16 protein-coding genes and 2 pseudogenes are annotated in these 20,899 nt (G+C 70.6%); 11 read left to right on the top strand and 7 right to left on the bottom strand.

The window, feature by feature from the left end:
- Positions 1 to 882, bottom strand: a complete 882-nt coding sequence (locus CLV71_RS21950; protein WP_133904718.1) for an MBL fold metallo-hydrolase — start codon at positions 880 to 882, stop codon at positions 1 to 3.
- A 224-nt stretch (positions 883 to 1,106) separates the two neighbouring features.
- Between CLV71_RS21950 and CLV71_RS21955 the strand changes: the two genes are divergently transcribed.
- The 6 genes from CLV71_RS21955 (at position 1,107) to CLV71_RS21980 (ending at position 10,330) form a co-directional block, all read left to right on the top strand.
- The gene (locus tag CLV71_RS21955) at positions 1,107 to 7,964 is read left to right on the top strand and encodes a WXG100-like domain-containing protein (protein ID WP_133904719.1); all 6,858 of its coding nucleotides are present in this window, start codon (positions 1,107 to 1,109) and stop codon (positions 7,962 to 7,964) included.
- 77 nt (positions 7,965 to 8,041) lie between these two features.
- Positions 8,042 to 8,464, top strand: coding sequence for a DUF6069 family protein (locus CLV71_RS21960; RefSeq protein ID WP_133904720.1), 423 nt, complete (start codon positions 8,042 to 8,044; stop codon positions 8,462 to 8,464).
- On the top strand, positions 8,461 to 9,480 hold the full coding sequence (locus CLV71_RS21965) for an amidohydrolase family protein (protein WP_133904721.1): 1,020 nt from the start codon (positions 8,461 to 8,463) through the stop codon (positions 9,478 to 9,480). Before CLV71_RS21960 ends, CLV71_RS21965 begins: the two co-directional genes overlap by 4 nt.
- On the top strand, positions 9,471 to 9,833 hold the full coding sequence (locus CLV71_RS21970; RefSeq protein ID WP_166664203.1) for a metal-sulfur cluster assembly factor: 363 nt from the start codon (positions 9,471 to 9,473) through the stop codon (positions 9,831 to 9,833). Before CLV71_RS21965 ends, CLV71_RS21970 begins: the two co-directional genes overlap by 10 nt.
- Positions 9,834 to 9,839: 6 nt before the next feature.
- The gene (locus tag CLV71_RS21975; RefSeq protein WP_133904722.1) at positions 9,840 to 10,082 is read left to right on the top strand and encodes a hypothetical protein; all 243 of its coding nucleotides are present in this window, start codon (positions 9,840 to 9,842) and stop codon (positions 10,080 to 10,082) included.
- Entirely contained in the window at positions 10,079 to 10,330 is a 252-nt protein-coding gene (locus CLV71_RS21980) for a hypothetical protein (protein ID WP_133904723.1), read from the top strand. Before CLV71_RS21975 ends, CLV71_RS21980 begins: the two co-directional genes overlap by 4 nt.
- On the opposite strand, the gene CLV71_RS21985 is transcribed toward CLV71_RS21980, so the two are convergent.
- Entirely contained in the window at positions 10,310 to 11,554 is a 1,245-nt protein-coding gene (locus CLV71_RS21985) for a cytochrome P450 (RefSeq protein WP_133904724.1), read from the bottom strand. The genes CLV71_RS21980 and CLV71_RS21985 overlap by 21 nt on opposite strands.
- Positions 11,555 to 12,192: 638 nt before the next feature.
- On the opposite strand from CLV71_RS21985, the gene CLV71_RS21990 reads away from it, so the two are divergent.
- Positions 12,193 to 12,558 carry a hypothetical protein gene (locus CLV71_RS21990; RefSeq protein WP_133904725.1) on the top strand — a complete coding sequence of 122 codons (366 nt, stop codon included), beginning with the start codon at positions 12,193 to 12,195 and terminating at the stop codon, positions 12,556 to 12,558.
- A 184-nt stretch (positions 12,559 to 12,742) separates the two neighbouring features.
- On the opposite strand, the gene CLV71_RS21995 is transcribed toward CLV71_RS21990, so the two are convergent.
- From CLV71_RS21995 to CLV71_RS22005, 3 genes are all read right to left on the bottom strand, one after another.
- The gene (locus tag CLV71_RS21995) at positions 12,743 to 13,471 is read right to left on the bottom strand and encodes a hypothetical protein (RefSeq protein WP_133904726.1); all 729 of its coding nucleotides are present in this window, start codon (positions 13,469 to 13,471) and stop codon (positions 12,743 to 12,745) included.
- The gene (locus CLV71_RS22000; protein ID WP_133904727.1) at positions 13,471 to 13,929 is read right to left on the bottom strand and encodes a MarR family winged helix-turn-helix transcriptional regulator; all 459 of its coding nucleotides are present in this window, start codon (positions 13,927 to 13,929) and stop codon (positions 13,471 to 13,473) included. Before CLV71_RS22000 ends, CLV71_RS21995 begins: the two co-directional genes overlap by 1 nt.
- Positions 13,930 to 14,282: 353 nt before the next feature.
- Positions 14,283 to 15,089 (bottom strand): inositol monophosphatase family protein, encoded by an 807-nt coding sequence (locus CLV71_RS22005; protein ID WP_133904728.1) that lies wholly within the window; start codon positions 15,087 to 15,089, stop codon positions 14,283 to 14,285.
- Positions 15,090 to 15,309: 220 nt separating this feature from the next.
- On the opposite strand from CLV71_RS22005, the pseudogene CLV71_RS50675 reads away from it, so the two are divergent.
- Positions 15,310 to 15,933: pseudogene (locus CLV71_RS50675) on the top strand (Rossmann-fold NAD(P)-binding domain-containing protein); the annotation flags it as partial.
- Between the two features lie 186 nt (positions 15,934 to 16,119).
- Here the strand turns inward: CLV71_RS50675 and CLV71_RS50680 are convergent.
- Positions 16,120 to 16,644 (bottom strand): annotated as a pseudogene (locus CLV71_RS50680) (AfsR/SARP family transcriptional regulator); the annotation flags it as partial.
- A 692-nt stretch (positions 16,645 to 17,336) separates the two neighbouring features.
- Here CLV71_RS50680 and CLV71_RS22025 point away from each other — a divergent pair.
- The gene (locus CLV71_RS22025) at positions 17,337 to 17,729 is read left to right on the top strand and encodes an SCO5389 family protein (RefSeq protein WP_133904731.1); all 393 of its coding nucleotides are present in this window, start codon (positions 17,337 to 17,339) and stop codon (positions 17,727 to 17,729) included.
- On the opposite strand, the gene CLV71_RS22030 is transcribed toward CLV71_RS22025, so the two are convergent.
- On the bottom strand, positions 17,674 to 18,729 hold the full coding sequence (locus tag CLV71_RS22030) for an LLM class flavin-dependent oxidoreductase (protein WP_133904732.1): 1,056 nt from the start codon (positions 18,727 to 18,729) through the stop codon (positions 17,674 to 17,676). The genes CLV71_RS22025 and CLV71_RS22030 overlap by 56 nt on opposite strands.
- 103 nt (positions 18,730 to 18,832) lie before the next feature.
- On the opposite strand from CLV71_RS22030, the gene CLV71_RS22035 reads away from it, so the two are divergent.
- Positions 18,833 to 19,831 (top strand): ATP-binding protein, encoded by a 999-nt coding sequence (locus CLV71_RS22035; RefSeq protein WP_133904733.1) that lies wholly within the window; start codon positions 18,833 to 18,835, stop codon positions 19,829 to 19,831.
- A gap of 108 nt (positions 19,832 to 19,939) precedes the next feature.
- Positions 19,940 to 20,893 (top strand): helix-turn-helix domain-containing protein, encoded by a 954-nt coding sequence (locus CLV71_RS22040; RefSeq protein ID WP_133904734.1) that lies wholly within the window; start codon positions 19,940 to 19,942, stop codon positions 20,891 to 20,893.
- Positions 20,894 to 20,899 lie beyond the last annotated feature (6 nt).

Below are 20,899 nucleotides of genomic sequence, written 5' to 3' on the forward strand. Positions count from 1 at the left end.
CTAGGCCTCGACGATCGCGAGCGGCGACGGCTGCCAGCGGTGGCCGGTCTCCCCTTCGCGGACGACGGTGCCGAAGGCGACGTCGGCGAAGTGGCAGCCGAACCCGATCGTGTTCGGACGGGACAGCTCGGCCAGCACCTGGCGTCGCGCGTGGATAGTGGCGTCCCGGTCCGAGTCCGGCAGTGAACACCACTCGGGATTGCTGATCTGCGCCGGGAAGTGGAACACGTCACCGAAGGCGACGACGCGGGTGCCCGCACTCTCCACCACGAACGCCGTGTGTCCGGGGCTGTGGCCCGCGGTCGGCATGGTCCGCACGCCGGGCAGCACCTCGTCACCGTCGTCGAAGAGGTGGAGGGCGCCGCTCAACGGCTCGAGGTGGTCGCGTTTCGACGGACCGCCCGGGTGGTCACCGGTGTGGTCCTGCCATGCGAGCCATTCCGCCCGCGCGACCCAGTGGCGGGCGTTGCCGAAGGTGAGCCGGGGCTCGTCGGTGCCCGGCAGGCTCGTCCAGCCGATGTGGTCGAGGTGCAGGTGGGTGAACGCGACGTCGTCGATCGTGTCCGGCCGGTGGCCCAGCGCGGCGAGGCTGTCGAGGAACCCGCCGCAACGGAGGTCACCGAACGCGTGGCTGCCGGTGAACGAACCCCAGCCGAGGTCGATGAGCAGGGTCCGCCCGGACGACTCGACCAACAGCCCACCGGCCGGCATCACGAGGTGGCCGTCGGCGTCGAGCTGCTCGGGATGTGCTTCCCACCAGGTCCGCGGCACCTCGGGCGCGAACCGGTCGGGCGCGAGCGACATCACGCCGTCGAGCACGTGCGTGAGCGTCACCTCGCCGAGCCGGACGACGCGGGTGCGGGCGGGGGAGTGCCAGCGCATGCCCGGGAAGCTAGGCGGCCCGCCGAGGGTCGGACAAGATCACGCACGCGCACTCTGCCCCGGTTTCCCTCCTCAGCGGTACGGTCGGGCAAAGAGTCCACAGTGGATGATGTGCGGACGATCGGGCAGTGTCCGTGCACGGGACGCTCCGAGACCGTGAGTCACAGTGGCTTCACGCGGTGTACTTCCCGCGTGAGGCATGAGGTCGCCGACGCACCAGGGCCGTGACGGACCTGCCCGCCTCTCTGCAGGCATTCCTGGAGGTCACCGTGGGAATGCCGTGGCCGGAGGGCGACGAGCGGGACCTGGAGCGGTCCTCGGACGCGTGGATGGCGTTCAGGGCCGGGTTGGCGACGGCGAGGGACCAGTACGGCGCGCTGGCGCGAGAGTTCGACGCGGTGCTGGTGGGTGAGACCGCCGAGCGGGTCGTGGTCCTGTACGACTCGACGGTACCCGCGTCCCTGGACCAGATGATCGAGGCGGCGGACACGTTCGCCGCCGCGATGCTCCGGGCAGCGGCGGACTTCGAGAAGACCAAGATCATGATCGTCGCGATGCTGGTGCTGCTGGCGGCGGCCATCGCCGAGCTGCTGGCTTCCCTGTTCGGCGCGTTCCTGATCCCGACCGTGGTGGCGGTGGCGCGGGTCGGCATAGCGGCGGTGCTGAAGCAGTTGTCGGTGCGGTTGGGAAGCGTGAGCTTCCGTCAACTGGGTGGGCTCAGCCTACGGGCTGGGCGGCAGCTGGCGGTGGACGTCGCCAAGTACGGGCTGGCCGGGGCAGCGTTCATGGGGGGACTGGACCTGGCCGTCGACGGCGTGCAGAACCTGACGACAACGGAGGGCGGCCAGCAGCTGCGGGAGGGCGTCGACTGGAACGCGTTCTTCATGTCGGCGGCCCTGGGTGCGCTGGGTGGGGGGTTCTACGGAGTGGGCCGGTCCCTGGGGCGCGCCGCGGACGTGCTGTCGAGAGACTTCCGCACCGCGGTGGGCGTCGAGATCGAGAAGATGGCCGGCAGGGAGGTGAGATCCAGGGCGTCGCGGGCCTTCCAGGGCTTCGCGGACCTGGGCTACTCGGCCATGCAGGTGGCCATCGGCGGCGCCGCGGCCAACGCGACGATCAACGTGGCACAGGGTCCACTGGCGAGCGCGCTGCGGAAGCTGTTCCCTCCTGAGGGAGGCGCGTCCGGTGACAGCGGCGGAGTGCTGCCGATGGCGGCCGCGTCGGACGGCGCACTGAGCCTCCTGGGCCGGGGACGAGGAGCCGCGCCGCGACTGTCCGGTATGGACCTGTCGGTGGGCGACCTGACCGTGGGCACCCTGGACCTGGGCAGCCTGACCGTAGGCAGCCTGGACCTGGGTGAGACACCGTCCTTGGCGGCTTTCCTCACGGGAAAACCGGCCACCGCCACGGAGTCGAGCAGCCAGGCCACCGCGGCTCCCCGGACCGCGGCGACGGCCCGGATGACAACGGACCACAGCACGGCCATGCCGGCCGCGGAGGCGCCCAGACCCGGTGCGGAGGCTGGTGCGGAGACGGCGGTGGGCGGTAGGGACGCTGTGGCATCTCCAACGCCGCCGGTACGCGATCCGGCCGCGTCGGCGACCGGCTCCGGCGCGCGAACGGACCCGGTGACGGAGTCGGGCGGCCGGACTGCCGCGGCGCTCCAGGCCACTCGTCTCTCCCCGACCACACCGGACCACGGTCCTGCCGTGCCAGTCAGCGAGCCCGCCACATCGGCGGCCAGGTCCGGCACGCAATCGGACCACGTGATGGAGTCCGGCGGTGGGGCCGGGGCATTGCATGCCCCACCGACGCCCGCTCAGACCGGGCCGTCCATCGAGCCGCCCACCACGGCGGCCGGCCCGCATGTTCGAACCACCTCGGTGTCTCACTCCGCCCCGATCGCTCCACCAGATTCGGTGACCCCATCTGCCCAGCTGGTCCATTCGAGCCCGCTGGTCTCGTCGGCCCAGCTGGTCCATTCGAGCCTGTCGGCCCACGTCACCCAAACCGGCTCGGTGGCCCACTCCTCCTCGGGCGCCCAGTCGAGCCCTGTAACGGAGTCGAGCGGGCCGGCCACCCTGGCCGCCGCACCAACTCGTCCCTCCGCTGAGGTGGCCTCCGGGCAGCCTGGTATCGATGTCGAGCCGCCGGCCGCCTCCCCCGTCGACGACCTCGCGCCAGGCCGTCCCTTCACCGTGGAGCATCTGCCCGTCGGCATCTTCCTGCGGGGCAGGGGGGACGACCGGTTCGTCGCCCCGATCGCCGCGCTGCCCGCCATCCCCGGCGAGTTCGGCGTCGCCTTCCGGGACGGCCTCCGGATGACCGTCACCGCGCTCGCCGAGGCCGTGCGGGCCGCAGGCTGGAACGGCACCGACACGATCCGGCTCTACGTCTGCGACACCGGTGACCTCGCGCGGCTCGCCCAAGGGCTCGCCAACAGCCTCGGCGCCCCGGTCGAACGGCCCACGGACCTCCTGTGGCTCGGCCTGGCAGGCACCGCCGCCCAGGTCGGACCGGCCACCCTCACCGCGGACGGTCGAATCGTGGCCCCGGCTGCCACGACCGACCCGGACGGCGGCGGCTGGGTACGCCACGAACCACACGCCGTACCCGTCCCCTCCTCCTACTCGGGCACCGCGCCGAGCCTCCCGCGACCGATGCACCTGGCGGACACACCCACCACGAGAATCCACCGCCTGCTCCCGCTCAACCTCGTCCGTGTCGAAGAGGTCGACGGCGGACGCCTTCGGGCGGACGTCGAGCAGGCCCTGAACACGGCGGGCACACCGCCCGGCGTTCGAGACCAGGTACTGGCCGGGCTCTCCGACGCCGAACTCACGGACAAGATCACCAAGGCGGACCGGCTCACGGTCACCGCCGGCCAGGGCGACGACGCCGTCGAACTCAGCGTCCGGCCTACACTCGCCGACGACACCACCGGGAAGTCCACAAAGGACTACCTCGACAACGGGAAGATCGAGAGCAGCTCCGGCAAGTACGGCAAGGCCAAACTCTCGCGGTCGGGCACCAGGAGCAAGGACGGCACCGTCGGTGGCCACCTGCCCCTCTCGTCCGCGTTGGACCTCGGCGTCAACCTCAAGGGCGGCGTGCCCAGCTCGACGTGGAAGTCCGTCAGCTCCGCCGAGTCGAGGTCCGGCACCGCCATCGAGCCGAGTGGCGACCGGACCAGCAGCCGTCACGACCTGCGCTACACCGCCACTCTCACCGGCAACGGCACCGAGCCCGTCCGGTTCGACGGCCACCAGCCGGGCGGTGCGGTCGTCAGCACCCCGGACGCGCTCGCCGACCTCACCATCGACCCCGTACCCACCCCCGACAGCGACGGGGCCACACCGCCTGCCGTGCGCCTCACCGCCGGAGGCCTGTTCGACGCCGCCAGGGAGGTCCTGCACCGGCATCCCGCCTGGCGCGGCCGGGCCGACGAGATCGGCTCACCCGTGCGTGCCGTCCTTCGCGGCCTGACCAGCGGCGACCACCTCTCGCAACGCGGAACCGACCTGCTCGACGGACACCCCCTCCGCGAGAGTCTGGAAATCCACGACACCTGGGGCACCAGCCACACCGCCACCATCGAGCTGCTGGCCGACCGTGACGACTCCTACGCACTCCGCCTTCCGACGCCCGTGAAAGGCAAGCTCACCAGCAAGTCCGGGACGACCACGGGGCACTCACTGGAGGTGTCGAGAGCCGAGAAGGTCGACCTCGGCGTCCGGCTCAAGTCCGGTGCGCACATCCTGGGCGAGAACGTGGGTGCCGTCGGTCTCGTCCAGGGCGGACGGACCAACCACGACGAGCGGGTCACCACGCGCGGCAGCGAGGTCAGCGACGAGCTGGCGTGGACGGCCAAGGGCACACTGGCCGGTCGGGTCACCGATCTCACCTACCGCCTGCGTGTCGTGTTCGACGACGGGCGTCAGGAGGAGACCCGGCACGCGGTGCTCGCGGCTGCCGTCACGTGGCGGGCGGTGAACGACGAGGCCCCGGCCGCCGAGCACCTCCCCGACACGGATCCCTTCCCGCCGCGGAAGATCCTCACCGGCGAGACCCGGTTCCCCAACCTGGCCGCCGTCGAGGAGACGCTGCGCCACGCACTGCCGGCCGGCGTCCTGCACGCCGGCGAGGCGACCTCCGCGGCACACGTCGCGCAGAACGAGGCGGCCGTCTCCCGCGTCTTCTCCGCGCGTGGCGCCGCCGACCGGAGTTCCGACCTCAACGGCGACGGCATGTCGTCGCTGCTGGTGTCCAGCACCAGCGCCGTGACCGGCAGCCCGGACGGGTACGTCCAGGTGGTCGTCGAGGCCGTGCGGCCCGAAAGCGAGGCGTCGGCCGCGAGACCCCGCACGCCCGGTGCCTCGTTGAAGGGCACGCTCGGCGCCGAACGCACGACCGGCGTCGAGGACACGGTCCGGACCGGGTACACGGCAGGAGGTGGCGGTGGTCTGCGGGGCAGCATCGGCGGCGTCGGGACGGGGGAGCTGCGTGGCCAGCACTCCCGCACGATCAGCGCGGCCGAGTCCACACTGACGTCGTCGAGCGGGGTGGGGCACGAGCAGACCTGGAAGTCCGCGCACGTCGGCACGCACGACCACCTGGTCGACCACTACCGGATCACCGTCCACGGCGACGACGGCGTGCTCGCCGTCCGGACGGTCCCCGGCGGCCGGGCCGCCACGTTCACCGGCGGCCGGTTCGCCCCGGGCCACCGGCCGGTCGAGGAGCGGAGCGCGTTCACGCCGGTCCCGCACCGCACGCCCCGCCGCCCGGACGGCTGGCGCGAGGGCGCACTGCCGGACCACTTCGTCGTGCAGGGCGTCGACCTGCCGACCGGATTGGCCGACGCCCTGCGTGCCGGTCTCGGCAAGGCCGAGGTCGACCCGTTCGCCCGGCACACCACGCACGAGTTCGCCGGCCGCAGGCAGGTCGCCGCCCGCCTCGTCGAGGCGGAGAGCGGGGTCCTCCAGCTGCCCGTCCACCGCCGGGGCACCGGCCTTCTCGCCGGTGACCACGTCGGTGACGTCAAGGTGCACCTCGCGCTGAGCAACCCCAGGATCGTCGGCGAGCCGGAGACGATGAAGCTGACCTTCGCCGCCACGGTCACGGGGGCCACCGGCCGGTCGGCCACGAGCGGCACAGGCACGAGCACGGCGGGCCGGTTCCGGGCCGGCAGCAAGGGCGACTTCGAGGTGCACGAGGCCTTCGGGTACTCCGACGGCGGCAGGAGCGAGGCTGGGCAGGGCACGGTCCAGGAGTTCGAACACACGACGGTGACCACCTACGAGGGGCCCGTGTACCCGGTCGCCTACGACGTCAGCGTCCTCGCGGGTGGCCGGGACGCCGTGGCCGGCACCACGGTCGCGCACGGCGACGAGCCGGGCAGCTGGCACAACCGGGAGGCGCACCGCGAGAACGCCGTCCGGCTCTGGGTGCCCGCCGACGAGCTGGGCCAGCTCGGCCTCACGGACGTGCCGCCGACGTCCCGGACCGCGCCGGCCGAACACGCGGACGTCGTGCCGCCCGACCACGACATCGACGGCTTCACCCCGCGGTCGGTCCGGCCCGAGGTCACCGCACGGCTGCTCGACGCGACTCGCGACCTGCTCGACCTGGTGCCGCGCGAGTCGGTGCCCCGCCCGGTGCTCTCGCGGTTCCTCGGCGGCGTGACCGACCGGGCGGTGTTCGCGTGGGTGCGTGACCAGGTCAACGGCGACGTCGAGCGGCGGGCCGGGGAGTCGCTGTACCGGCGGATCGTCGCCGAGCTGGGGGCGCGCGGCCTCGAGCCGCGCTACCCGGACCTGGTGAGCGGCCCCGGGATCCGGTGGTCGGAGACGGTCGCGGGCCCGGTCGGCACCTACACCGTCGCGCTCACGCTGCGCGGCAACGAGGGCCTCGGCGAGTACCACTCGACCACGCCGGGGTGGACGGGCGAGTACGAGACCAAGACGACCCGGACCACGACGAAGGACACCGGTGGGAGCCGGTCGCGGCAGCTGGCGTCGAGAACGTTCCTGGGCACGGACGCCGTGGGCGGGCACCCGCTGCGGGGCGTCGGCACCATCGCCGGCACCCACCGGTCCTCGGGCGACCGGACCGAGTCCGTCGCCGTCAGCGCCACGCGTGCCTACACCGCGCCGGACGGGGACACCGTGACCTACGTGCACGACCTCGGCCTCGAGCTGACGGTCACGAAGACGGCCCACGCGAGCCGCGCGCCGCGGGTGCTGAGCCACGGGCTCGCGGACCTGTTCACGCCGCGGCCCTGGAGCGGTGTGCGCACCCTCGACGCGATCCCCGGTGCGGTGCGGTCGAAGGTGCCGGTCGGCGAGCTGGGCGCTGGCGCGCGCCGACCCGGACGGATCGACACCCTGCCTGACCACCGCACCGTGCTGGCACGCTCGCTGGACCTGCACTTCACCGTGCGGGAGATCGTCGACGGCGTCCCGGTGGGGGAGTCGACCGGACGGGCGCCGACCGCCGTCCCCGCGCAGGCCACCTCGACACTCGACACCATCAACACCGGCACCAGACCGAGCGCGCTGTCGGCGCACCTCCCCGAGGCGATGGGTGACAAGGGCTACCTGCTGGACGGTCTGGATCTCGACGGCTACTACAGCGCGGGTGCCGTCGTGTCGAACCCCTTGGCAGCACTGAGGTTCAACGCGTACCTGGACGGCGCGCGAGTCGTGCCGCTCGCCGGGTCCGCCGAGTTCACGGCGAAGGACTCGACCACGCACGTCGCCAAGGACAAGCGCAAGGAGGGCCCCGGCGTGAAGACCGGCGGCCGAACGCGGCTCGGTGACGTCGAGGCGGGGACCGGCGGTCCCGGGGCAGCCTGGCAGCACACCTCGGCGGCCGACACCAGGTCGAGGAGCGGCGTGCGCGAGGAGAAGACGACCGCGGCGCCGTTCCTGGTGATCGCGTGGGCGAACTGGACGGTCGTTCCCGAGTACCTCGGCGCCGTGCCGGACGAGTGGCGCGTCCCGCGCACCGCACGCGACCGGGTCTACGTCCGCACCGACGAGGCCGGACTCCGCCGAATGGGCCTCGAACCACCGCCCTGATCTCCGCGCCGGCCTCACGGATGGAGCGGCTGTGAAGTGCGTTCATCCATGCTTCGAGCGTGAATACCAAACGCCCCATGGAAATCGTCGCCGCGGTGGGTATCGCCGCCGTCGCCGCGGTCGTCGTCAATCTCGGCATCGGTTCGCTGGCAAGGCAGATCACCTCGGTAGGGGATTTCGGCCCCCTGAACCCGGCTGCCTTTCTTCCGCTGACCCTCCTCGGTGTGGTCGCCGGCGCCGCCGGCTGGGCGGCGGTCCGGCGCAACGCGAAGCGGCCCGCCAGCCTGCTGCGCAGGCTCGTGCCCTCGGTAGTGCTCGCGTCGTTCGTCCCCGACATCGCGTTGTACTTCGTCGCATCCGTTGGTGTCACGCCGATCCTGGTGCTGATGGTGATGCACCTCGCGGTCGCGGTGATCAGCGTTCCCGTCTTCTCGTTGGTGCTCCCCGTGGTGGACGAGGCCGCCACTGTCGAGCCGGTCGCGCTGGCGGGTAGCCGATGATCGAGGACTGCGTCGTCGTGGACGGTGTGGTCCACGGCTACTACTCGCCGCCGGGCACCTACACCAACCCCGTCGCCGGTCTGGTGGTGGACTCGCTCTACCACGGCTACCACCTGAACTTCTCGCCGCGCGGCGAACCGGAGTGGTTGCTGGACAAGGACCGCTTCGTGCGGGCGGACGCGGAGCTGCTCGGCGACGCCCTCTTCGCGCAGAGCCCCACCGACTTCGCGGTGTACCACGACATCCCGCTGTACGGGCTGTACAAGGACGGCGCCTCACCGCTGTGGGTCGGTCAGGAGCTGCGCAGGCGTCATCCCGGCCGCGTCGCGGTGTTCGGCGGGATCTGGCCGTTCCACCCGGACCCGATCGGTGAGGTCGACCGGCTCGTCGACGAGGTCGGCGTGTCCGGCCTGAAGTTCTACCCGTACGACATCTACGACGGGGTCGGCCAGGAGACCCGCATGGACGACCGGGACGCGGTCTTCCCCATCCTGGAGCACGCACGCAAGCGCGGCATCCGCACGGTCGCGGTGCACAAGGCGGTCGCGATGAGCGGGTGCCCGACCGGGCCGTTCCACCCGCGCGACCTGGAGGACGCGCTGCTCGCGTTCCCGGACATGTGGTTCCAGATCGTGCACGGCGGTTTCGCGTACGTCGAGGAGACGGCCATACAGCTCTCCTACCACCGCAACGCGACCGTGGTCCTCGAGGGCGTGAGCGCGTACCTGGTCAACTCGCCGCTGAAGTTCGCGCAGATCCTCGCCGCGTTCGTGATGACCGGCGCGCACGACCGGATCATCTGGGGCACCGGCTGCACCGCACTGCATCCGCGTCCCATGGTGGAGGCGTTCTGGCGGTTCGAGTGGCCGGAGACCTTGGCCAAGGGCTACGGCCTGCCGCCGATGACGCCGGAGTTCAAACAGGCCGTCCTCGGCGGGAACCTGGCGCGCATCCTCGGCCTGGACCTCGACGCGATTCCCCGCAACACCGCGGCCATGGCGGCACCGTGGAGCTGACCGAACGGGTCCGGGAGGCGTTGAACACCATCATCGACCCGTGCAGCGTGGTCGCCGGCGCGCCGGTCGGGCTGGTCGACCTCGGCCTCGTCCGGCAGCTCACGGTCACCCCGGCACCGGACGGTGCCGCGGTGCTGGTGCGGATCGGCGTGACCGAGCCCGCCTGCCTGATGGGCGCTTCGTTCGTGGTCAGGGCAAAGGAAGTTCTCGACGCAATACCCGAGATATCCACTGTGGACGTCGGATTGGACCACGCGGCCGACTGGACGCCGGACGACATCGCGCCGGCCTACCAGCTGCGGCTGGCCGAGGTTCGTTCTACCCGAGGTCCCACAACAGACAGGAAGACGTGACGTGTCATGGAAACCCTCAACAAACGCGAGTACGCCATCCTGAGAGCTGTCGAGGACGGGCGCGGGGCGCTTCTGGTCAGCTGTGAACCCGACCTCACGGTGGACGGTTCGTGGTGTGACCACACTGCGGTGCACACGCTGGTCGCCTCGGGCCTGATCAGGGCCGCGGCGCCGGCGGACATCGGCAGCCGGGTCGCCGCGGTGGTGACCGACGCCGGCGTGCGCGTCCTGCACCCGGAACTGGCATGAGGATCAGGTGGCACCGCGATCCGGACAACGACGTCGTGGTGGTGGACCTGCCACCCGCCGCCGCGGACGACGTGTGGGAGTCGGCCGCCGCGTGCCTGCCCCGATGCGAGAACGGTGTGCGGCTGGTGGCGGGCGACCGCTCGCGGGAGCTCGTGACGCTTGGCGCCCAAGGCCTGGCCACGATGCCGGGTGAACTGCACCCCTGGCTTCGGTTCACGACGACGCGTTCACCACTGCACGCGAAGTGACTCCAGACCCCGCACCAGGTGGATGGCCCGGTAGGTGGGCTCGAAGCCGTCGGCGAGGCGGAGACCGGGCAGGCGGCCGAACAGGGTGCGCAGGGCGACCTGGATCTCGGCGCGGGCGACGGGTGCGCCGGGGCAGGCGTGCAGCCCTCTGCCGAACGAGACGTGGTCGTGCACGTTCGGCCGGCCGAGCACGACGGCGTCCGCGTCGGGGAACACCGTGTCGTCCCGGTTGGCCGAGTCGAAGAGAACGAGCACGCGTGCACCCTGCGGCAGGCGGGTGCCGCCGAGCTCGACCTCGCGGGTGGTTACCCGAAAAACACCGCGGTTCGGCGGGTTGCGGCGCAGTGCCTCCTCTGTCGCCTTGATGATGGTCTGCGTCGGCTCCCGGAGGATTCCCTCGTGCACGGCCGGGTTCTGCAGCGCGAGCAACGTCGTCGCCGTGATCGCGTCGCGGGTGGTCGGGAACCCGGCGATCCGGGTGCCACGGATGATCCCGTGCACGGCCCCGTCCTGTGCCAGCCCCGGAATACCGTCGGCGCCGTGCACGAGCACCGAGATCAGGTCGTCCCTCGGCGCCGCCCTCCTGGCGTCGACAAGGGCTTGCAGGTAGCGCGTGAACTCCCCGAGCCGCCTCGCGGCATCGATCTTGGCCTCGACCGGCGCCGCCGGGTTCGAGAGCGTGAACGAGTCGAGGGTCGAGGTCTCGACCCGCTCGGCGGCCTCGACGGGGAAGCCGATGACGGCGTTGATGATGCCCTGCACGTACGGGCCGGCGTACTCGGCGACCAGGTCGGCGGTCCCGCCGGTGAAGCGGTCGACCAGCTCTTCGGCGCGACGCCAGACAACCGGCATCAGCGAACGTATGCGCTGCGCGCTGAACCCGACGTCGATCAGTGCCCGTATCTGCCGGTGCCGAGGGCTGTCCTCGTCCACGAGCCGTCGCTGTTCCGGCACCCCGCCGGCACGCAGCTCCGCGACGACCTCCGGCGGGTTGTCGTAGATGAAGGGAAACGCGAGCCGCGCGGAGAACGTCTCGGGATCGTCGAGCACCGCGTGGACGTCGGTGTAACGGCAGACCAGGTACGCGTCGACCGAGGGGCTGAACATCACGGACCGGGTGCGGGCCCTCCGGTAGAACGGATGCGGATCCTCCTGGTGCGGGTTGACCATCGGGTTGAAGTCCGACTCGGCCCCGGAGTGGTCAGCCTGACCGGTGACCGTCATGCGACTCCTCCCGCGGGCAGTGTCCATGACCGGACGCGATCAGTGACACAGCGCGATGATATAGCAGGCGGTTCGGGGTGATCCGTGGAGTTGTCGTACGCAGCGCGGCCGAGACGTGCCAGGTAGGGGGTGCCGATCTCGCGAAGAACGGGGTGGGAACCGCACAATTGTGCGCCGGTGACGAGCACGCGCGCCTGTTCCGGGGAGTTCGGTGCAACCGTGCTGCACGGAGGTACCGAACCCGGTACTCGAGGCGAACCGCCTGCCCGTTCGGCCACCGTGCGTGTGCGAGCGGGCTGACCGATCCGGTGTTCAGCCGTGCGGCGGCCGTGAGCGACAAGGTTCGCCGTGTCGGAAGGCTGGGTCGTGCGTCCAGCCGTCCTGTTGGGACGGATGCGTGCGAGGCACGGCACCTGGTCGGTGACGTCGTCGGCCCGCCGACGGGCCTCCCGTCCGTGACCGTGCCGACGGTTCGGGCAGACCGGCTGCGCGATAGACCCGAGCGGTGGGAGGGACACCTCGGCCCGGCTACCGTCGACAGGGCGGACGTGATTGGCGGACAACGGAAACGATGCCACCGTGCGAGATCTGGAACGACTCGGCGCCGGGGACAACGGCGGTCATGACTGTGCGGAGCGATGACATTGATCACCTGGGACCGTTTGGGAGCCGAGATAATCTGCGTTTTCCCACCCTGGCAGATCACCTGGATCCGGGACGCCGCAGCCGAGTACTGCGACCGGGCGCGCCCCGACGACGGCAGCATGGCGGCGAACAAGGTCCGGGACCTGGTGCACCGGCTCCTGGATGACCTGCCGCGCGCCGGTGGTGTCATGGTGTTCCGGCACTGGGGTCATCGCTTCGCCTGGGCCTGCGTGCTGAACGAGCTGCGTGCCATGCGGGAAGGGATGCCGGACGAGGACGTGGCGTCCTGGCTGGCGTACGTCATCGAGTTCCTCGTGGCGGTGGGGAACGACGGTTCGACCGTCCCGGCCGGATCTTGACCTGCTGTGGAGTCGCTTCCTGGTCGACACCGGGGAACGTCGTGCGGAGGCTTGGCACCGGTCGTCCACCGAGCGGCAGCACGGCATCACCGCCTCGGGGCGGCAGCGTGGCCTGCCCGGCCTGTCGCGACCGACACTGATCCCACGGCCTGCGCACCGGTGAACGCGGGCGGCCGGGGCATGTTCACGTGGGCTTGACGCTGCGGCGCCATCCCGCGATGCCACCCAGTGCGAGCGCCGCGGCGGCGGACACGGCGCGGATGGTGGGTGGGCGTCGGCGGTCGGCGCTGGTGGTGAGCAAGCCCCAGACAGCGGGGGCGGCGACCGCGAGAGCGCCGCGGGTTGGCGTGCGGGTGATCCTGGCGGTCAGTGCGGCCCCGGTGACGAGCAGGCCGGTTGCCGCCGCGGTGATTGTCGTCCGGCTGTGTGGTGGTGCGCCGCGCCGTACGGCGTCGGCCAGGATGTTCACCGTGCTGGCCAGTGCGGTCCAGCCCAGGAGCATGCCGGTGGCGGTGCTGGTCGACCGGCTCGGTGGGACGTGCCGCAGGCGGTTGTGCGCGACCGCGGTCAGGCTGGTGGCGAGCGGGAGCAACGCAGGCGTGTACTGGAACCGGTCGGTCTGTGCGGCGAGTGACCAGGCGGTGTTGGTGAGGTAGGCGGCGGTGAGTGGCCACCCGGTCCGCCTGCTGCTCGGTCGGGTCCGGCCGTCGGCGGTGCACTGGACACGGGTGTCGATGGCGCACGCGGCGAAGATCGGCGCCCATACCGCGAACGCGTAGGACGGCGGTGTGATCACGGTGTCGTAGCGATCGGTCTTCTCGCCGCCGCCTGCCAGCGCGCCGACGTTGGGCACCGCGATGAAGGCCGCGCAGCTGCTGGCCAGTGCGAGACTGCGCAGTTTGTCGTTGTCCATCAACGAACACCTCCGTGTGGTCGGGACGCCGTCCGTGCCCAGTCGGTTAACCGCCCGGAGAGCCGCCCGAGCACGTCGGTCAACGATCGGGTGAGTTCCGGTGGCAGCTCGTCGGCGAGCTCGCCGACGCCCACGCTTGCCGCGCGCAGCTCGGTTTCCAGTCGCCGGACGGTCGTCGGTGTCAGGTGCACGACTCGCCTTCGGCCGTCGTGCGGGTCGGGGCGGCGGTGCACGTGACCGACGCGCTGCAACCGGTCGACGAGCTCGGTCGCGGAACCGGACGACACACCCACCAGCTGGGCGATCTCACCAGGTCCGACCGGCCTGTCGGACATGGCGACGTGCTTGATCGCCGTGTACTCCACCGAGCTGACACCCAGCCGGCGCGCCACAGCGAGGTCCACCTCGAACAGCGCCAGTGCCAGCCGGTGCAGCGCCCACGCCAACTCGTCGGTCACCACGACAAGGTACCTCCGTTGCCGAGGTAACTGCCAGAGGGGTACACCGCGAACGGTGAATCGAGCGAGTCACCGGACGGCCGCCACCCTCGCGATGTGGCTGAGGCACGCGGTGCGCGTGGTCTTGCCCGGCGACGTGCCCCAGAACTGCCAGAACGGTTGGGACGCGATACCGCCGACCACAGAAATCGATTGCCGCGCCGGTCAGCGCGACGCGCTGCCACCCGAACTGTGTCGGGGCCGGTCAACGTCAACCTGCGGGCCTTGGCCCTCGGCCACCATCGTCGCCGCAGCCACCTGCTCCGGCGACAGCTATTGGGCGGGTTGTGGTCACGCCTGTGCCTCGTGCTTGGTCAGGTGGGTTCGCTGTCGCTGGGGGGAGAGAGCAGGTTGAGCAGTTCTGCGTGGACTGTGGCGTCGGCTGCGGCGATGAGTCCTTGGACGCCGGTGTGGATGGGTCCGCCGGCTAGGTTGGTCACGACGCAGCCGGCGGCCTGGCACAGGGCGATGCCACTGCTGAAGTGCACGCTGCCGTGCAGGTGCCCGTCGGTGATGTAGGCGGCGCGGCGACCGGCCGCCACCCAGGTCAATGCCAGGGTGGTGGACAGCACCCTGGCGTCGAACATGCTCATGAAGTCATCGTCGGTGAGCAGGTTGGCCGCGAGGAACCAGTTCTTGTTCGGGAATGGCGAGTTGAGGTTGAGGTCGACCAGACTGCTGGTCGGGTCGGGCCGCAGTGGCACGTCCCGTCCAACGGAGCGGACGAGAACGCCCTCGCCGTCGGTCCAGAACACCTCGCCGGACAACGGGTCGGCCGCAACCGCGATGGTGAGCCGGTCGCCGGCCCGCAGGGCCACGTTGACCGCGGCCAACGGTGTGTGTGCCGCGTAGTTCAGCGTCCCGCACAGCGGGTCGACCAGCCACCGGCGATCGGAGGTGGCATCGCCGAACTCGCCGCTTTCCTCGCCGAGGAAGGCATCATGCGGTCGGGCTTCCCGCAGGACGGTCATGATGGCTTCTTCGGCGGCGATGTCCGCTTCCGTCGCGAAATCGTCCGCGGGTTTGGCGAACCGCTCCATTCGTGTGCCGTACATCGCGCGAGCGACACCCGCCCCGATTTCAGCCGCCCGGATCGCCAGTTCAACGTCGGTCTCGCGCATGCCTGCATCTTATGGTTCACCCCACAACCGGGTGGCGGTGCGGCCGTCAGTACGACGGGTAGGACCAGCCGGCGCGAGCTGACCGGCGGTCCGCGACACCCACGCAGTTCTCACGCGTTCGTGTGCTGCGCGATACCGCGGTGACGCCGCGATACCTAGGCATGGGCGCGGTACTCCTATCGATGTCAGGTAATACCCGTCCGGGTGCTGTGACTGTCTAATGTCGACGAACCGCTGTCAGCGTCGGAAAGGACAAGTTGAGGCGCGTGCCGCGCACTCGATTCTGACGGAGGTGCCGGTGGTGAGAGCGATCTCGTCGTTTCCGGACCGGCGGGTGTGCGTGCTCGGGCTCGGTCACGCCGGGTTGACCGTGGCGGCCGTGTTGGCAGATCTCGGGTTCCAGGTACTCGGTGTCGAGCCGAGGGCGGACGTGCGTGCCCTCGTGTCCTCGGGGAAGGCGCCGTTCCGGGAACCGGGCCTTGCCGAGACGTTGGGCAGGGCCGTCGCGAGCGGAGCACTGCGCTGTACGGACCGGATCACGGCGGACGACGCGGACGCCACCGTCTTCGTCATCGCCGTCGGCACGCCGCTCGACGAGCGGGGCGGCATGCACGTGGACATGTTACGGACCGCCGCCGAGGACGTGGCGCGCCACCTGTCGGACGACGACCTGGTGATCGTGCGGTCGACGGTCGGTCCGGGGACGACCCGAGGGGTCGTGGAGCCCGTGCTGCGGACCACCGGCCGACGGTTCAACCTCGCTTTCTGCCCGGAGCGGACGATGGAAGGGCACGCGCTGGAGGAGCTGAGGCGACTGCCACAGATCGTCGGCGCGGTGTCGGAGGAGGCGGGGGAACGGGCGGAGCGGTTTTTCGAGTTCCTCACCCCCGCCGTGGTGCGGGTGCGCGATGCCGAGACCGCGGAGATGGTCAAGCTGGTCGGCAACGTACACCGGGACGTGAGCTTCGCCTTGGGCCGCCAGCCGTTCGTGCAACGGGTGCGACGCCGTGCTGGCCGTCAGCTCGGTGAGCAGCGTGAGGTGCTGCCCCTGAGCGAGGACGAGATCGTTGCGGTCGACCGACGCGGCCAACCGCTCCGCGTCCAGTTCCGCACGGACATCGTTGAACCACGGGACATCCAGCATGGCGAAGGCCTCTCCCCGCCACAACGCCAGAGCCTCGGCGAACAGCACCGCACCCGCCTCCCGGGCGGTGACGGTCCTGGCTTCCGCGACCATGGCGCGGAAACGGTGTAGGTCGACCGCCATCGGGTCGACGTCGAGCCGGTAACCGTCGGAGTCGCGAACCAGGTCCACGTCGCCTGCGACGGTCAGCAGTCGCCGCAGCCGGGAGATGTATCCCGACAGCGTCACCCGGGCGTTGCCGGGTAGTCGGTCGGCCCACACCCGGCCGAGCAGCACGTCGACGGGCACGACCCGACCGGCGTCGACGAGAAGCGCGGCCAGCACACACCGCTGACGGGCATGACCGAGATTCACTCGTCCACCGTCGTGGTCAGCCTCGACGGGCCCGAGCACTCGGAACTGAGTCGACATGGTTCTTCCCCCAGACAGCAGGCCCTTCCCGGCTCACGGAGGTGAGCGAGCGGCGGGCGGTCAGCTGAGTTCCCTGTATAGGACCGTAAGGCCGGGCCAAAACGTTGCACGGATCGCATCTGCTGGTTGCTCGTCGCGCCTGAGCATGACTCCGGCCGCGCTGGCCGAGACGTCCGCCGGATTATGTCGACACACCTGACCGCCATCGGCAGGGCTCGCACCGAGGTTCCACGGCGCCACCCGGGAGTCAGCGGCCGGTGACGCACGCCTCGATCGCTCGGCTGACCGGGGCGAAGGTTCCGCACGCTGCCGGACATCGACGGCGTGGAGCCCCGATGCTACTTCTACGGTGACCTCGTCCGGTTCGACGGCAGCGAGTGCCACTTCGTGGCGCGGATCGGCGACAAGCTCAAGATCCGTGGTCACCGGGACGATGCTCGGCGACCGCCACGGTGGCGACGCCGATCGGGTCCCGCAGGTGAGCGTCGAGAGCGGTGGCGTCGTCGAAGGCGCGGCGAGTGCCATCTTGACGAGTGGCACGCGTACTTGTAATGATAATCATTGTCGCAAACGGCGTGTGCTGGTCCGATCCGCTGACAACATGCCGTGTCCCTTGCCACGGCCTGGCGACGACAGTACGACTGGAAATGGTTGTCATCCTGCCGAGAACGCATCGAATCGGAGATCTGCCCATGTCCCTGGATGTTCCCGCCGCCCTGCTCGACCGTGCCGAGCGCGGTGAGGTGGACGACGCCGAGTTCGTCGCCTGTGTTCGTGACTCGCTGCCCTACGCCTGGCGGCTGATCAGTGGCGTGGTCGGCGACCTGGAGAACGGCGCGGACGAGTTCGCCGACAACACCATCCCGCCGCCGAGCGAGACCGAGCGGGGCCAGCTGTTGCGGGCGTTGGCTTCCGACGCCATCCGCGGTGGCCTCGAACGGCACTTCGGGGTGAAGCTGGCTTTCCAGAACTGTCACCGGGTTGCCGCGTTCCGTCCGTCCGCTGTGGACGGTGACCGGTACCGGGCGTTCATCTCGCCCCGCGGTCAGCTGCTGAACCAGAGCCCGGAGCTTCGGGACTGCTGAGGTTCCCCAGCCGTGGGAGGACTTCCGCGCCGAGGCGGGTGATGTTGGCCAGTGTGCGCTCATGGCTGCCGGCGCCCTCGACCATCATGATCACGTGCTCGATGCCGGTGTTCCGCGCGCTGTCCAGCAGCCGTTCGACACACTCGTCGGCGCTGCCGACCGGGTGCAGTGAGCACAGCAACTCCGTGTAGGCGTGGGGATCGCGGGATGGTCGGGGGCGGTCGTCCACGGGGGTGTGGGCGGCGAGCCCGGCGGCCAGCCAGTCCGGCATCGCCGCGCGCAGGTCGGCGCACGCCTGCTCCCGGCTGTCGGCGACGTGGGCGACCACGGTGGAGATGTGCTTCACCGAGGCCGGTGCGCGGCCGAGCGCGGCGGTGGTCTGGTCGTAGTGCCGGACCATCTCCGCCTTGTCCTCGTCGCCGATGTGCATGCCCAGCAACATCGGCAGGCCGCGGGCCGCGGCCAGTTCGACCGTGCCGGGGGAGGTGGCCGCCACCGCGAGCGGCACGGGCCGGGGCGTGGGGACGATGGGCACCTCCCGGAACGTGAAGTGCTCGCCGTCCGCGCGGGCCCGGCCGGTGGTCAGGCAGTCCAGCACCAGGTCCAGGCTCTCGGCAAAACCCCGCTCGTAGCGGTCCAGCCCGGTGCCGAAAACCTCCAGATCCACCCACGGCCCACCGCGTCCCACGCCCAGCCTGAACCGGCCGCCGGCCAGGTGGTCCAGCAGAGCGGCCTGCTCGGCCAGCGCGACCGGATGTGCCGTGGACAGAACGCTGACCGCGGTGCCGACCGCGATCCGACGCGTCATGCCCAGAGCGTGCGCGGCGAACGTGACGGCTGACGGGCAGACCCCGTAGGGCGTGAAGTGGTGCTCGGCGATCCACACCTCGTCGAACCCGGCGGCTTCCGCGCACACCACCGCGTCCACCGACCGCCGCAGGACCTCGCTGTCATCCTGGCCCGGGAATCTGCCTGCCACCAGGAACACGCCTGCCTTCATCGACACCTCTACCCCTCTTCGACGCGGCCGAGCCTGCGGTGCGCTACGGTTCTCCACAACTGAACATAGATGTCATTACCGATAACCGCTTCTGGAGCACCTGGTGAAGATCGCCTTCGTTGGCAAGGGCGGCAGCGGGAAGACCACGCTGTCCTCGCTGTTCGTCCGCTACCTCGTCGCTCGGCAACTGCCCGTGTTGGCCATCGACGCGGACATCAACCAGCACCTCGCCGCCGCGTTGGGCGCCCACGAGGAGGAGGCGCTGACGCTACCGACGCTCAGCGCGCACCTGCCGTTGATCAAGGACTATCTGCGCGGCACGAACCCGCGCATCTCGTCGCCGGAAGACATGATCAAAACCACCCCGCCGGGCACGGGTTCCCGGCTGCTCGGTGTGGTCGAGGACAACCCGATCTACGCCGCCTGCGTGCGTGAGATCGAGGGTGCCCGCCTGGCCGTGACCGGCCCCTTCACCGAGGACGACCTCGGCGTGGCGTGCTACCACTCCAAGGTCGGCGCCGCCGAGCTCGTGCTCAACCACCTGGTCGACGGGCCGGGGGAGTACGTGGTGGTGGACATGACCGCCGGCGCCGACTCGTTCGCGTCCGGCCTGTTCACCCGGTTCGACCTGACCGCGCTGGTCTGCGAGCCGACCCTGCGCAGCGTCGGCGTCTACCGCCAGTACCTCGGTCACGCCAGGGACTTCGGCATCCGGGTCGCGGTCATCGGCAACAAGATCGGCGACGAGGACGACCTGGACTTCCTCCGCGAGCATGTCGGCGACGACCTGCTGTGCTGGGTCGGGCGGTCCCAACACGTCCGCGCCGCCGAACGCGGCGAGATCCGCCCGGTCTCCCGGCTCGAGCCGGACAACCTGACCGCCCTGGTGGCCCTCCACGCGGCACTGGACGCCGCCGAGCGGGACTGGAGCGCCTACCAGCGCCAGGCCGAGGACTTCCACCTGCGCAACGTGCACGCCTGGGCCGGTAGCCGCACGGAGGTGGACCTGACGGCCCAGATCGACCCCGATTTCGTACTGGAGCCACAGCGACCATCCAGTGACACTGCAAAGGTAGGAGCGGGCAACCGATCTGATGCGTAGGGACTGTTCCAACACCGCCTCGCACCGGGACGACCAGGCTGGCAATGTCAGCGGTCACCACAGCCGAACACCGTGCCCGACCGGAAGCGTCGGCGTTATCGTTGACCGGTGATCGGCAACCTCGAGACGTTCCAGGACGCGCTGGCGGCCAGCGGGTTTCCGTCGCTGGTCAACAGGCTGGCCGGGCCCGGCTTCCGGGGCCGGATCGCCACCCGTGACCTCGGGCCGCTGCGGCTGGTCTCCCTCGTCACGCCCGCGAGCTCCTGCATCGGGCGGGAGCGTGCCGCCTCCGACGGCGAGAACCTGGCGATCAAGGTGATGACCCGGGGCCGGACGCGGATCAGGCAGGGGCCCGGCGACGCCGAACTCGGGCCGGCCGACCTGGTGCTGCTCGATCCCACGAGGACGATCCGGTTCGAGAGCACCGCCGCGGCGCACGTCACCATCCTGGTACCGCGCCGGGAGCTTCGGATCCGGCCCGCGCAGATCGACCGGCTCGTCGGCGTACGCATCGACGGCAGTCACGGTCCGGGCGCGCTCGTCTCCGTGCTGGCTCGGGAGTCGGCGAGGTCGGCGAACGAGTTCCGCGAGGCGGAGGCGCTGAGGTCGGCGGCGGCCGTCGTCGAGCTGATCGCGGTAGCGCTGGAGGCTCGGCTGGGCGACGGACAACCGGCCCCGGACGAGCGGCTGCGGGACCGGATCGCCGGCTACATCGAGGCCCGGCTGGCTGATCCAGAGCTGTCCCCGCCCAGCATCGCCGCCGCCCACCACATTTCCGTACGCAGGCTGCACAAACTGTTCGAGGATCAGCCGCTTACCGTCGCGGCGCTGATCCGCCGTCGCCGCCTTGAGCGCTGCCGGGCCGAGCTGACCGGAAGCGGACGTACGGTCAGCGCCGTGGCCGGCCGGTGGGGATTCTCCGATCCGGCCCATTTCAGCAAGCTCTTCAAGGCGACGTACGGCTACAACGCCCGTGCACTGGTAACCAGCAACCGTGCACGGGCGACCAAGACGCGCACAACCGGCCCGGGACAGGATGGTGGTCACCAGGATCGGCAATAGAGGGGA

Source organism: Actinophytocola oryzae, from assembly GCF_004364325.1.
Lineage (GTDB): Bacteria > Actinomycetota > Actinomycetes > Mycobacteriales > Pseudonocardiaceae > Actinophytocola > Actinophytocola oryzae.